13 protein-coding genes and 1 pseudogene are annotated in these 13,467 nt (G+C 69.2%); 11 read left to right on the top strand and 3 right to left on the bottom strand.

What is annotated here, in order from left to right; all coding sequences use genetic code 11:
• Positions 1-550 (bottom strand): annotated as a pseudogene (locus OU415_RS36145) (Fe-S oxidoreductase); the annotation flags it as partial.
• Positions 551-925: 375 nt separating this feature from the next.
• Between OU415_RS36145 and OU415_RS36140 the strand changes: the two are divergent.
• The 7 genes from OU415_RS36140 (at position 926) to OU415_RS36110 (ending at position 6,801) form a co-directional block, all read left to right on the top strand.
• On the top strand, positions 926-1,357 hold the full coding sequence (locus tag OU415_RS36140) for a DUF1707 SHOCT-like domain-containing protein (protein ID WP_270954192.1): 432 nt from the start codon (positions 926-928) through the stop codon (positions 1,355-1,357).
• Positions 1,358-1,434: 77 nt separating this feature from the next.
• Positions 1,435-1,758 (top strand): DMT family transporter, encoded by a 324-nt coding sequence (locus tag OU415_RS36135; RefSeq protein WP_408641981.1) that lies wholly within the window; start codon positions 1,435-1,437, stop codon positions 1,756-1,758.
• A 5-nt stretch (positions 1,759-1,763) separates the two neighbouring features.
• Positions 1,764-2,372, top strand: a complete 609-nt coding sequence (locus OU415_RS36130; protein WP_270954193.1) for a TetR/AcrR family transcriptional regulator — start codon at positions 1,764-1,766, stop codon at positions 2,370-2,372.
• A gap of 197 nt (positions 2,373-2,569) precedes the next feature.
• On the top strand, positions 2,570-4,435 hold the full coding sequence (gene dnaK, locus OU415_RS36125) for a molecular chaperone DnaK (RefSeq protein ID WP_270954190.1): 1,866 nt from the start codon (positions 2,570-2,572) through the stop codon (positions 4,433-4,435).
• Positions 4,432-5,133 (top strand): nucleotide exchange factor GrpE, encoded by a 702-nt coding sequence (gene grpE / locus OU415_RS36120; RefSeq protein WP_270954189.1) that lies wholly within the window; start codon positions 4,432-4,434, stop codon positions 5,131-5,133. Before dnaK ends, grpE begins: the two co-directional genes overlap by 4 nt.
• Before the next feature lie 25 nt (positions 5,134-5,158).
• The gene (gene dnaJ / locus OU415_RS36115) at positions 5,159-6,343 is read left to right on the top strand and encodes a molecular chaperone DnaJ (RefSeq protein ID WP_270954188.1); all 1,185 of its coding nucleotides are present in this window, start codon (positions 5,159-5,161) and stop codon (positions 6,341-6,343) included.
• A 2-nt stretch (positions 6,344-6,345) separates the two neighbouring features.
• Positions 6,346-6,801: a heat shock protein transcriptional repressor HspR gene (locus OU415_RS36110; RefSeq protein WP_270954186.1), complete on the top strand. Its 456-nt coding sequence runs from the start codon at positions 6,346-6,348 to the stop codon at positions 6,799-6,801.
• A gap of 65 nt (positions 6,802-6,866) precedes the next feature.
• Here OU415_RS36110 and OU415_RS36105 read toward each other — a convergent pair whose 3' ends face one another.
• Positions 6,867-7,970 carry an FAD-binding oxidoreductase gene (locus OU415_RS36105; protein WP_270954185.1) on the bottom strand — a complete coding sequence of 368 codons (1,104 nt, stop codon included), beginning with the start codon at positions 7,968-7,970 and terminating at the stop codon, positions 6,867-6,869.
• 308 nt (positions 7,971-8,278) lie between these two features.
• On the opposite strand from OU415_RS36105, the gene OU415_RS36100 reads away from it, so the two are divergent.
• Together OU415_RS36100 and OU415_RS36095 are read left to right on the top strand one after the other, a co-directional pair.
• Positions 8,279-9,076 (top strand): pyridoxamine 5'-phosphate oxidase family protein, encoded by a 798-nt coding sequence (locus OU415_RS36100; protein WP_270954184.1) that lies wholly within the window; start codon positions 8,279-8,281, stop codon positions 9,074-9,076.
• A 149-nt stretch (positions 9,077-9,225) separates the two neighbouring features.
• Entirely contained in the window at positions 9,226-9,708 is a 483-nt protein-coding gene (locus OU415_RS36095; protein WP_270954183.1) for a MarR family winged helix-turn-helix transcriptional regulator, read from the top strand.
• Positions 9,709-9,724: 16 nt separating this feature from the next.
• On the opposite strand, the gene OU415_RS36090 is transcribed toward OU415_RS36095, so the two are convergent.
• Positions 9,725-10,582, bottom strand: coding sequence for a hypothetical protein (locus OU415_RS36090; protein WP_270954182.1), 858 nt, complete (start codon positions 10,580-10,582; stop codon positions 9,725-9,727).
• 143 nt (positions 10,583-10,725) lie between these two features.
• Between OU415_RS36090 and OU415_RS36085 the strand changes: the two genes are divergently transcribed.
• The gene (locus OU415_RS36085; RefSeq protein WP_270954181.1) at positions 10,726-11,220 is read left to right on the top strand and encodes a MarR family winged helix-turn-helix transcriptional regulator; all 495 of its coding nucleotides are present in this window, start codon (positions 10,726-10,728) and stop codon (positions 11,218-11,220) included.
• Positions 11,217-13,467, top strand: a 2,251-nt coding sequence (locus OU415_RS36080) for an MFS transporter (protein ID WP_270954180.1), incomplete at its 3' end; no start/stop codon positions are given. The genes OU415_RS36085 and OU415_RS36080, both read left to right, overlap by 4 nt.

Below are 13,467 nucleotides of genomic sequence, written 5' to 3'. Positions count from 1 at the left end.
TCGGGTGCACGCCCAGCGCGGACTTCGCCGCCCGCACACCCAGGATGCCCACGCCCTCGACCAGGACCACGGCCTCGATGAAGTAGGCCCACTTGAAGTTCGAGCCCTGGAACCGCGACACCCGGTCAGCGCGACGCGGGTGGTTGAGCTGGCGGATCACGATCAGCACCAGGATGCCCACCACGGTGCCGACACCGAGGATCTCCATCAGCAGGCCGTAGATCGCCAGATCGCTCAGGAACGGCCAGCCCCAGGTCGGCACGAAGACCTCGCCGTAGGCCTCGAACAGGGCCAGCGAACCGATGAGGAAGCCCCACATCACCAGCCAGTGCCAGACACCGACGTTGCGGAACTTGTTCATCCGCGTGTGCGCGGCGAACTCCTTGACCAGGGTCGCCAGCCGGGCCATCACCGGGCCGTTGCGGGTGCCGTCCGGCTGCCCGAGGCGGATGATCCGCACGAACCGGGCGATGGTCGCGGCGAACATGCTCCACGCGACGACGCCGAGCGCGACCGAGATCGCGCCCAGCGTGATCTGAACAGCACCCATGCTCGCGGCCTCCTGTTTCGAGGGGGTTGTCCGTTCGGGCAGCGTACGCCCTGTTACCCATCGGTAACTACAGGGGTTGTGCGCGTGTTGGTAACAGTCGGTGATTCTGCGAGACCGCCGCGCGAAAAACTAGTTGTTCAATCGTTCAGCTTTATCGGATAGCCTAGCTCGGTCGGATGCGGGTGGCGCGGGTCGGCGTTGCTGGAGTCGTCCGAGTTGTTCCTGTTGAACGCGGCGTCGGTGGTTGCGATCGAATCGCGAACCGGGCGTGGGCGATGTCGATCAGGGCAGACTCGAGGACGGGATGCGATTTTCGCCACTTATTTGATCGGGTGAACGGTTCGTTCGGCGATGCCGAACGTCCAGGGGGTTGCGATGACTGGGGACAACGGGTCGATGCGCGCGTCGGACGGCGATCGGGAAGCCGTGGCGCAGCGGCTGCGGGCGGCGCTGGACGAAGGACGGCTCACCGTCGCCGAGTACGACGAGCGGCTGCAGCAGGCGTTCGCCGCGACGACCTACGGCGAGCTGGTGCCGATCACCGCCGACCTGCCCGAGCCCACCCCGCCGAAGAAGTCGAAGGACCTGGTCAAGCGCGAGAAGCGGAAGCGCAAGCAGATCAAGGAGTGGCGGGAGTGGGGCGGCGTCGCGGTCATCCTGTGCGGGATCTGGCTGGTCACCTCGATCGCCTCCGGTGAGCTCGGCTTCTTCTGGCCGATGATCCCGCTGGGCATCTGGGCCGCGGTGATCCTCAGCGGCCTGGTCTCCGGCGGTGGCGGCGGGAAGTCCGAGCGCTCCGGCGACTGACCTGGAAGTGCCCCGGTGCAGGGGCACCGGCATGCCCTTAAAGTGGGGCGATCGTACGATTTTCTTGGGAGATGGGCGTGGCGTACCTGGTCCTGGCGGTGGCGATCGTGAGCGAAGTGTTCGCCACCGTCTCGTTGAAGTTCTCCGAGGGGTTCAGCAAGCCGCTCCCCTCGATCCTGGTCGTGGTCGGGTACGTGATCGCCTTCTCCGCGCTGGCCTCGGTGCTCAAGCTGGGGCTGCCGGTCGGCGTCGCCTACGCGATCTGGGCGGGAGCCGGGGTCGCGCTGGTGGCGATCATCGGCGCGGTGTTCCTCGGCGAGTCGATCACCGCCGTGCAGATCGCCGGTCTCGCGCTGATCATCGGCGGTGTCGTCGCGCTGGAGCTGGGAGGTGCGCATTGACCCAGGTGCGCCGCAATCCGGACGAGGAGACCGACGGCCGCCGCGCCAAGGGCGAGCGCCGCCGCCGCGCGATCATCGACGCCGCGCTGCGGGTGGTCGCCCGCGACGGGGTCGGCGCGGTCAGCCACCGCAACATCGCGCGCGAGGCCGGAGTTCCGCCGGCGTCCATCGCGTACTACTTCGACGGCATCGACGACCTGCTGGTGGCCGCGCTGAAGTCGGGCTGCGACGGGCTCCTCGAGCAGATGGACCAGCTGCAGGAGCAGGTCGAGGAGCGCACCGCCTGGCCGCGGGCGATCGCGGAGAACCTGGCGAGCCTGGTGCGCGAGCACCGCGAGCGCACGCTCGGCGAGTACGAGCTGTACCTGCTGGCGGCCCGCCGCCCGGCGCTGCGCCCGGCCGCGCGCAAATGGATCGAGGTCGCCTCCGGTTACGTCAACGGCGGCCGGGGCGGTGACCAGCCGATGGTCCGCGCGCTGTTCGCGGCGATCGACGGCATCCTCATGCAGGCGCTCATCGCGGACGAGCCGCCCACCGCTGACGACCTCGAACCGGTGCTCCGGTTCCTGGTCCAGCCCGTCGACTACCTCCGCGACGGCGGCGCCATCCCCTGATCTCCGCCGGGTGGTTCCCATCACGCCGCGGAACTATCCGCGCAGGTCATCCGTTGGACTGGCAGAAAGCTTGAGCGGGCTGCGCTCAACCCGGATTGACGGTGCTCGGGTGCAGTCGGTAAAACTTGAGTCAGCAAGGCTCAGGAACCTTCGCCGGTGCCTGAGCGCACGGATTACTCAGTCGGGAGGAACCCAGCATGGCGCGAGCGGTCGGCATCGACCTGGGAACGACCAACTCCGTCGTTTCCGTCCTGGAGGGCGGCGAAGCGACGGTGATCGCCAACTCCGAGGGCTCGCGGACCACGCCGTCCATCGTGGCCTTCGCGAAGAACGGCGAGATCCTCACGGGTCAGCCCGCGAAGAACCAGGCGGTCACCAACGTGGACCGCACCATTCGGTCGGTCAAGCGCCACATGGGCACCGACTGGTCCGTCAAGATCGACGACAAGGACTACACCGCGCAGGAGATCAGCGCCCGCGTGCTGATGAAGCTCAAGCGCGACGCCGAGGCGTACCTGGGCGAGGACGTCACCGACGCGGTGATCACCGTTCCGGCGTACTTCGAGGACGCCCAGCGGCAGGCCACCAAGGAAGCCGGCCAGATCGCCGGCCTGAACGTGCTGCGCATCGTCAACGAGCCGACCGCCGCCGCGCTGGCCTACGGCCTGGAGAAGGGCGAGAACGAGCAGACCATCCTGGTCTTCGACCTCGGTGGCGGCACCTTCGACGTCTCGCTGCTGGAGATCGGCGAGGGCGTCGTCGAGGTGCGGGCGACCTCCGGTGACAACCACCTCGGTGGTGACGACTGGGACGAGCGCATCGTCGAGTGGCTGGTCGAGAAGTTCAAGACCTCGTCGGGCATCGACCTGACCAAGGACCGCATGGCCATGCAGCGGATCAAGGAAGCCGCGGAGAAGGCCAAGATCGAGCTGTCCAGCTCCTCCAGCGCGAACATCAACCTGCCGTACATCACGGTGGACGCGGACAAGAACCCGCTGTTCCTGGACGAGACGCTGTCCCGCGCCGAGTTCCAGCGGATCACCTCCGACCTGCTCGAGCGCTGCCGCAAGCCGTTCGAGGCGGTCATCCGCGACGCGGGCATCAAGCTCGCCGACATCGACCACGTGGTGCTGGTCGGCGGTTCCACCCGCATGCCGGCGGTCTCCGAGCTGGTCAAGGACCTGACCGGTGGCCGCGAGCCGAACAAGGGCGTGAACCCGGACGAGGTCGTCGCGGTCGGCGCCAGCCTGCAGGCCGGTGTGCTGCGCGGTGAGGTCAAGGACGTCCTGCTGCTCGACGTCACCCCGCTGTCCCTGGGTATCGAGACCAAGGGCGGCATCATGACCAAGCTGATCGAGCGCAACACCACGATCCCGACCAAGCGCTCCGAGACCTTCACCACCGCGGACGACAACCAGCCGTCGGTGCAGATCCAGGTCTTCCAGGGCGAGCGCGAGATCGCCGCGCACAACAAGAAGCTCGGCATGTTCGAGCTGACCGGTCTCCCGCCGGCGCCGCGCGGCATGCCGCAGATCGAGGTCACCTTCGACATCGACGCCAACGGCATCGTGCACGTCTCCGCCAAGGACCTGGGCACCGGCAAGGAGCAGTCGATGACGATCACCGGCGGCTCCGCGCTGCCGAAGGACGACATCGACCGCATGGTCAAGGACGCCGAGGCGCACGCCGAGGAGGACAAGAAGCGTCGCGAGGAGGCCGAGGCCCGCAACCAGGCCGAGACCCTCGTCTACCAGACGGAGAAGGTCCTCAAGGAGAACGACGAGAAGCTGCCGTCGGAGGTCAAGGACAAGGTCAAGTCCGCGATCGACGAGGTCAACGAGACGCTCAAGGGCGAGGACGTCGCCGCCATCTCCGCCGCGGTGGAGAAGCTGGCCACCGAGTCCCAGGCCCTCGGCCAGGCGCTGTACGCCGACGCCGGTGCCAACGCGGCGGCCGGTGCGGGCGCGGGCGCTGCGGACGACGCCGCGGACGCCAAGGCCTCCGGTGCCGACGACGTGGTGGACGCCGAGATCGTCGACGAAGAGGACGAGAAGAAGAAGTGACGGCGGACCGGTCCGAGATGTCGCACAACGAAGAGCAGGAACCGGTGGTGGTCCGGGACCGGCGTCGCATCGACCCGGTCACCGGCCAGCGCCGGGAGCCCGCTCCGAACGGAGAAGAGGCGCAGGTGTCCGAAAGCATCTCCGGCACCCTCGACGAGGAGATCTCCAAGGACGTCCCGGCGGAGGAGTCCGCTCCCGCCGCCGAAGCACCTCAGGGTGAGCCCGCCGGTCTGCAGCAGCAGGTCGACGAGCTCACCGCCGACCTCAAGCGGGTCACCGCGGAGTACGCGAACTACCGCAAGCGGGTGGAACGCGACCGCGAGTCGGTGATCGCCGCGGCCAAGGCCTCGGTGGCCGGCGACCTGCTGACGGTGCTGGACGACCTGGAGCGCGCCGAGGCGCACGGCGACCTCAACGGTGCCTTCAAGGCCGTGGCCGACAAGCTGGTCGGGGCCCTGAACTCGGCCGGTCTGGAAGCGTTCGGCGCGGAGGGCGACGAGTTCGACCCGTCCGTGCACGAGGCGGTGCAGCACAGCACCTCCCCGGACGTGAGCGGTCCGACCGTGACCGCCGTGCTGCGTCGCGGCTACCGGTTCTCGGATCGGGTGCTGCGCCCGGCGATGGTCGCGGTGACCGACCACGAGCCGACGTCGGCGGAGCCTGCTGCCGCCGACGAGAACACCACCGAGCAGGGTTGATCAGGAGCGGGAGGAGGGGCGTCCGGTGAGTGCCAGGGAATGGATCGAGAAGGATTTCTACGCCGAGCTGGGCGTCTCCTCCGACGCTTCGGCGGACGAGATCAAGAAGTCGTACCGGAAGCTGGCGCGGGAGAACCACCCCGACGCCAACCCCGGCAACGACCGGGCGGAGGCCAAGTTCAAGGCCGTCTCCGAGGCGTACGGGGTGCTGTCCGACCCGGACAAGCGCAAGCAGTACGACGAGGCCCGCAGGCTGTTCGGCTCCGGTGGTTTCAGCGGAGGCGGCGGTCATGGCGGGTTCGGCGGCTTCGGTGGACCGGGTGGCGGCTTCGACATCGGTGACCTCTTCGGCGGTGGCGCCGGTGCTGGTCAGGGGCCGGGAGGTCTCGGTGACCTCTTCGGCGGCCTGTTCGGCAGCCGCCGTCCCGGCGGCGCGTCCACGGCCAACCGGCCCAAGCGCGGCGCCGACGTGGAGACCGAAGTCCGCATCGACTTCACCGAAGCCGTGCGCGGTGCGACGGTGCCGCTGCGGCTGTCCAGCCCGGCGACCTGCCAGACCTGCCGCGGTTCCGGCGCCAAGCCGGGCACCCGGCCGCGCAGCTGCAGCACCTGCTCCGGCTCGGGGCTGGTCACCCGCAACCAGGGTGCGTTCGCGTTCAGCGAGCCGTGCCCGGACTGCCGCGGTCGCGGTCAGCTGATCGACGACCCGTGCCCGGACTGCGCGGGCGAGGGGGTCAGCACCCGCACCCGCACGCTGACGGTGCGGATCCCGGCCGGCGTCAACGACGGGCAGCGGATCCGGTTGGCGGGTCAGGGCGAGCCGGGTCGGCAGGGCGCTGCCTCCGGTGACCTCTACGTCGTCGTGCACGTCAACGCGCACCGCGTGTTCGGACGTTCCGGTGATGATCTGACGATCACGGTGCCGACCACCTTCCCGGAGCTGGCGCTGGGCACTACTTTGACCGTGCCGACCCTGGACGGGAAGGTCTCGCTGAAGGTCCCGGCCGGGACCGCCAGCGGCCGCACCTTCCGGGTGCGCGGCAAGGGCGTGGGCAAGAAGGACGGCAGCAGCGGCGATCTGCTGATCACGCTGCAGGTCGCGGTTCCGTCCAAGTTGGACGGCAAGGCGGCCGAGGCGCTGGCGGACTACGCGGAGGCCACCGCCGACCACGATCCGCGCCAGGACCTGAACGAGTTGCTCGGGAGGTAGTCATGGCCGGTCGCCGCACACCCGATCCGGGCTTCGGGTTCCCACCGGGGTCCGACGAGGACACGCCGATGTTCGTGATCTCGGTGGCCGCCCAGCTCTCCGGTCTGCACGCGCAAACCCTGCGCAGCTACGACCGGTTGGGCCTGGTCTCGCCCGGGCGAACGCCGGCGGGCGGCCGTCGCTACTCCCTCCGGGACATCGCGCTGCTGCGCGAGGTCCAGCGCTTGTCGCAGGAGGAGGGCGTCAACCTCGCGGGCATCAAGCGGATCATCGACCTGGAGAACGAGGTCGACGCGCTGCGCTCGCAGGTCCAGGAACTGGCCGAAGAAGTCGCGGCAGCGCACGCGGCCGCCGAACAGGCGGCAGCCCAGATCCACGCCTCCTACCGCCGAGACCTGGTCCCGGTGCGCCAGGAAACAGCGCTCGTGGTCTGGAAACCAGACCGCAAGCGCCGCTGAGCTGAACAAGCCGAAGGGCCCCTTCAACCGGACTCGGTTGAAGGGGCCCTTTCAGCTTGTACGTCTCAGTCGAGGGCGAACGGGTCGTAGTGGATCTTGTCGAGGGGCGTCCCCGCGACGAGCATCCGGGAGACCGTTGCCCGGATCATGCCCGGGGAGCCGCTGACCAGGACGTCCCAGTCCTGCCAGGCGCCGAAGCGGGTGACCACCTCGGGCAGGGTGCCGTGCTCGACGCCGACGGCGTCCCGGTCGTTCTCCACCACCGGGGTGATCGTCAGCCACGGGTTGTGCATGGCGATCCGCTGGAGGTTCTCCAGGTCGTAGAGGTCCTCGCGGGTCCGGCCGCCGTAGAACAGCTGGACGCGGGGGTTCTCGCCGTACTGGGCGAGGTCGTCGATGATCGCGTGCATCGGGGCCACCCCGGTGCCGCCGGCGATCATCAGCACGTCCGCGGATTCCTCCCGGTCCACCGACATCCGGCCCATCGGCGAACCGATCCGCCACTGGTCGCCGATGCGGGCGTGCCCGACGAGCGCGCGGCTGACCCAGCCGCCGTCGACCGAGCGGACGTGGAACTCCATGATCCCGTCCTCGGCAGGCGCGTTGGCCGGGCTCAGGTACCGCCACAACCGCGGCCGCTGCGGCACCTCGACGCTCACGTACTGACCGGGCAGGTAGGGCATCGGGTGGTCGGTCTGGACGCGGATCACCGCGACGTCCCAGCTCAACCGCTCGTGGTGGATGACCTCGCCGGTGTACCAGGCGGGGCCGTCATCGGCGGCGGCCGCTTCGGTCATGGCCGAGGCCATCACCGTGTAGGCCTCCGCCCAGGCGCGCTCCACGGTGTCGTTCCAGGAGTCGCCGGCGTGCTTCTTGATGGAGGCCAGCAGGGCGGTGCCCACGGCCTCGTAGTGGTCGGCGACCACGCCGAACTTGCGGTGGTCGCGGCCGAGCTGGTGCAGGAACGGCAGCAGCTCGTCGGGCTTGTCGACCATCTGGATGACGTGCACGAGCGCCCGGAGCAGGCGGCTGCGCTGCACTTCCATGTTCGCCGCGAACAGTTCGCGGGTGGCCGGGGAGAGGCTGAACAGCATCCCGTAGAAGAACTTGGCGACCTCATCGATCTGCGGTTCGACGACCTCGAAGCTCTCGCGGATCAGTCGAACCATCTTGCTGACACCGGAGGACGGCTCGCGGGACGGCTCGTTCGGGGGTGGTCCGGGGCTGAGTACGGCGTTCGCTGTCATGGTTCGGGTGCAGTCTTCTCCACGTTGGCGGCGGCACCTCTTGGGTACACCGCTCCTTGCATGCGCCCCCCGACACTGGGCTGACCCTAACCCGTGCGCCGGGGCGCGTCTGCCTTGATGCCACTTTTGAGTGGTTGTTAACTACTACTGGTAGATGGTGCATGAACCTGTCGGGGGAACCTAGTATCCACGTCTGTGAGTGGAGAGGAAGGCGTGACACGGTGAGCCGCGTGAGCCCCGACCACCCGACCCCGACCGGCACCGCCGACGACGCGTTGCTGGACCTCGAGCTGTCCGAGCCGTCGACCCCGACCGACGCCTGGCAGGCCACCACCCCGTTGCAGAACCACGCGCTGGACGCAGTCCCCCGCGACCCGTTCGTCGACGAAGACCACGCGGTGCAGTTACCCGGGTCGTCCGGCGAGCACCTGCTGCAGCGGGCCTACGGCACCGAGAAGCGAGCCCGCAAGTTCTACGACGACCAGGTCCTCGACCACCTGAACTCGCAGATGAAGGAGTTCATCGGCCGGATGGACATGGCCTTCGTGGCCACCTCCGACGCCGGCGGCGAGTGCGACTCGAGCCTGCGCGTCGGCCCGCCCGGCTTCATCGAAGTGCTCGACGACCGGCACCTCTGCTACCCCGAGTACCGCGGCAACGGCGTGATGGCCAGCCTCGGCAACATCAGCGAGAACCCGCACATCGGGATCCTGATGGTGGACTTCGTGACCGACCTGATCGGCCTGCACCTCAACGGCAAGGCCCGCATCGTCGACGACTCCGACCTGCGCGCGATCCACCCCGCGCTGCCCGCCGAGTTCGACCGCGGCCGCACCCCCGAGCGCTGGGTGGTGGTGCAGGTCGAGGAGGCCTACATCCACTGCCGCAAGCACATCCCGCGGATGGTCCCGGTGCTGCGCCAGCGCTCCTGGGGCACCGACGACGTCAAGCGCAAGGGCGGCGACTACTTCGAGGCCAAGGGCACCCCGCGGCCCTGGCACGGCTCGGAGCCGATCTCCGCGAAGTGACGCGGGGCTTCCGCCACCTGCGCCGTCGCCCACAATTGGTTCGGATACCGGCTCCTAGGAGTGGGGCGAAACGGACTAACGTGGTGCTCGGGCCCTGTGATCGGGCTGCGGGTGCGTCTTCGAGCGGCGGAGGCGCGGGCGGGAGAGCTGTGATCGAGCAGGACGAGGCGCGGGCGACCGAGGGTGTGCGCGAGGAAGGCGTGGACCGGCGCACCGCAGCGGAGAACGTCGAGCGCGAGCTGGTGATGATGTTCCGCCGCGCCCGCAACCTGTCGACGACGGTCGCGGCGCACGTCCACCCGGACCTCGACCCGGCGTCCTACAGCCTGCTGCTGATGATCGACGACGCGGGACCGCTGCGCGGCATGGACGTGGCCGGCCGCACCGGCCTGGACAAGTCGACGGTGAGCCGCCAGATCGCGACGCTGGTGGAGCTGAACCTCCTGGAGCGCGTCCCGGACCCGGACGACGGCCGGGCCCGCCGCATCCAGCTCTCCGACCTCGGCCGCGAACGCCTCGCCCAGGTCCGCGCGGAGCGCCGCAAGCACCTCCACGGCCAGTTCGCCAGCTGGACCACCGATGACCTGAAGGACTTGGCCAGGCTCTTGGCCAAGCTCAACGACATGATGTGAGCCCGGCTGGAGCCGGCTAGTCCTCGTTGGACGGAGTGGACCGGTGCCGCACCGCCGGTCCTCCGGGCAGCGCGTCCTTGCGCTTCGGGACGAAAGCGCTCTCGTCGAGCTTGCGGGTGATCACCCGGCTCAGGACGGCGAGCGCGTGCTGCACCTCCAAGTGGTCCAGCCCGTCGATCTCGCCGGTCAGCAACGGGCTGTCGCCGCTGAGGGTGGTCCACCCGCGATCGTCGCGGTCCAGCCGGACACTGGTCGATCCTCCGGCGGGCAGTGCGACCACCACCTCGACGCGTTCCGCCGACGCGTTCCTGCCGCGGTGCAGCAGCGCGCGGTGGAGGTAGTCGGTCCGCTCCGCGAGCTGGTCGGGCTCCTGGCTCGCGGCGAGCTCGCGCTGCGCGTGGTGGGTGATCGCGGCTCCCTGGTCGGCCAATCCGGGCAGCAGCTCCTCCCGCGTCCAGCCCGGCCCCTGGTCGGTGGGCGGGGACAGGACGTCCGCCACCGCTTCCAGGGCTCGGCCCGCGCTGGTGGTGACCCGCGTGAGCGGGTCGTCCGGGGCGCGATCGAACGCCGGGCGGGCCACTGCGTCGACCAGCTGCGCGAGCGGGCGCACGGACTCCGCCTTCAGCTGGTCGCTCGGAACCGCTTCCGAGTCGACCGGGTCCTGCGCGCGCGCTGAGGCGTCGATGTTCCGGGCTTTGAGGTCCGCGTAGATCGTGTCGCGCGAGACCCGCGCCAGCCTGGAGAGCTCCGCGACGTTGCGGGAGCCGCTGCGCCACGCGGCGGCGACGAGGTCGGCGCGCTCCTCGGCCAGGCGTTCTCGGCGATCGGCCCAGGCGACGAGAGCGGAGAGAGCTGTGAGGCGTTCGTGATCCATGAGCGAAGTATATGTCGAGTCATTCGACATGTCGAGTGAATCGACACTCTGGCCACCAGTGCTGCGGGCCACAAGGCGACAAGTTGCGTGCTACAACCAATTGAGGTTATGGTTGCGTGCAGCAACTAAAGGATTGGGTTCGCATGGGACCGAAGCTCGAGACCTGCGGTGAACTGCTCCGCCCGTTGCGGGCGTTGATGGGGCTCAAGCAGGTCGCACTGCAACGAGGACACTTCGCTGATCAGGTGCCTTACGCCGCGGCCGGGTTGCTCACCGAACTCGTCTTCCGCGGCGAGTGCCGGGCCTCCGACCTCGCCCACCACCGCGTCGTCGACGCCTCCGTGGTGAGCAGGCAGGTGGGCCAGCTCGAACAGGCCGGGCTGATCAGCCGACGACCCGACCCCGCCGACCGGCGGGTGTCGCTGCTGCGCGCCACCCCCGAGGGCGAGCGCGAAGTCGCCGGACTCGAACGCAAGAAGGCGGAGTGGATCGCCGGGGCGCTGGAGGGCTGGGAGGACGCGGAAGTCCGCGAGCTGACCCGGCTGCTGGGGGTAGCCATGGACGACATCCGCCGCCACACGATCGACGAGGGGATCTGCCAAGCAGGCCCCGAGACCACCAGGGAAGGAACTCGATGACCAGCTCGACGGAGGCGGTGCGAGAAGCACCGGCCCGGCGGGATGCGCACGGGTCCGCCGATGAATCGCCGATGACCCACCGGCAGATCCTGCGGGCGATGTACGGGCTGATGCTGGCGCTGCTGGTCGCCATCCTCAGCTCGACGATCGTGTCCAACGCGCTGCCGCGCATCATCGCCGACCTCAACGGCACCCAGGGGCAGTACACGTGGGTGGTCACGGCGATGCTGCTGACCTCCACCGCGTCCACCCCGATCTGGGGCAAGCTCTCCGACCTGTTCAGCAAGAAGCTGCTCTACCAGCTGGCCATCGTGATCTTCACGGTCGGCTCGGTGGCCGGCGGGTTCGCGCAGTCGATGGAGACCCTGATCGGTTTCCGCGCCCTGCAGGGCATCGGCATGGGCGGTCTGCAGGCGCTGATCCAGGTCGTGATCGCGGCCATGGTCTCCCCGCGCGACCGAGGCCGCTACAGCGGTTACATCGGCGCCACCTTCGCGGTGGCCACGGTCAGCGGCCCGCTGGTCGGCGGTCTCATCGTGGACACGTCCTGGCTGGGCTGGCGCTGGTGCTTCTGGGTCACCGTGCCGATCGCGGTGATCGCGTTCATCGTGCTGGGCCGGACGCTGAAGCTGCCGGTCGTCAAGCGCGAGGTCAAGATCGACTGGTTCGGCGCGCTGTTCCTGGTCGGCGGCGTGAGCTTGCTGCTGGTGTGGGTCTCGCTGGCGGGCAAGTCCTTCGACTGGTGGTCGGTCGAGACCGCGGCCTACGTCGGCGGCGGTCTGCTGGCGCTGATCATCGCCGTGATCATCGAGACGAAGGTCAGCGAGCCGATCGTGCCGCTGCGGATGTTCCGCAACACCACCGTCACGCTGGCCACCATCGGCACCGTCGCGGTCGGCACCGCGATGTTCGGCGGCTCGGTGTTCCTCGGCCAGTACTTCCAGATCTCGCGCAGCATGACCCCGACCCACGCGGGTCTGATGACGCTGCCGATGGTCGGCGGGATGTTCCTGTCCTCGACGATCTCCGGCCAGGTGATCTCGCGGGTCACCGGCAAGATCAAGCCGTTCCTGGTGTCCGGGTCGATCGTGATGGTCGCGGCCATGTGGCTGCTGAGCACGATGGACCACGAGACCGAGCTGTGGCTGGTCGGCATCTACCTGTTCCTGATGGGCACCGGCGTCGGCATGCTGATGCAGAACCTGGTGCTCGCGGTGCAGAACTCGACCAGCGCGCGGGACATGGGTTCGGTGACCTCGGTGGTCACCTTCTTCCGGACCCTCGGCGGTTCGGCCGGTGTCTCGGTGCTCGGCGCGGTGCTGGCCACCCAGGTGTCGGACTACATCGTGCAGGGCCTGTCCAAGATCCCCGGCGCCGCGCAGGCCGCCGGTGGTCAGAGCGGCGGGACCCTGGACCTCAACCGCCTGCCGGAGCCGATCCAGGTCATCGTCCGCGCCGCTTACGGCGACGCGATCGGCGACATCTTCTTCATCTCGGCCTGCATCGCGGTGGTGACCTTCCTGGCGGTGCTGTTCGTCCGGGAGACCCCGCTGCGGACCACGATCGACAGTCACGAGGAAAGGGAGGCGGTGGCGGTGGCCGCGCACGAGGAGGCTGTGGACAACCTCACCCGTCCTGTGGACAACTCGGTGGTGGGCGGTGCCTCGACCAACGGCTCTCCGCAGGTTGGAGACGTTAGCCAGGACACCGTCCGACTGGCCGCCGAGCCTGTGGACAACTCTGTGGACAGGCGCTCGCAGGCCTGGTCAGAGCCGGTGTCGCCGCGGCAGAACGGCAGGCACCTGGCGGGCGACCTCGGCGGCGACGGGCTGTACGTGCACGGCACCGTGCAGGACTCCGTCGGCAGCCCGGTGCCCGGTGTCGTGCTCACCCTCACCGACGCCAACGGGCGGCAGGTCGAGCGGGCCCGCACCGACCAGGACGGCCAGTTCCAGCTGGCGGTCACCCACGGCGGCACCTACGTGCTGATCGCCTCCGGCGGCAGCTACCAGCCCACCGCGTCGATGGTGGTGGTCGGCGAGCGCCCGGTGCGCCACGACGTCCAGCTGCTCGGCGCCGGTCGGCTGGCCGGTCTCGTGCACGTCGGCGGCGTCGGCGTCGGCGGGGCGATGGTCGTGCTCACCGACGTGCGCGGCGAGGTGGTGGCCACCTCGGTGACCACCGCCGACGGGCACTACGCGTTCGGCGACCTGGTCGGCGGCTCGTACGCGCTGACCGTCACCGCGC

This window comes from Saccharopolyspora oryzae, assembly GCF_027853915.1.
Taxonomy (GTDB): domain Bacteria; phylum Actinomycetota; class Actinomycetes; order Mycobacteriales; family Pseudonocardiaceae; genus Saccharopolyspora; species Saccharopolyspora oryzae.
The sequence above is the reverse complement of the archived record's forward strand: the minus strand, read 5'-3'. Positions and strand labels throughout refer to the sequence as shown.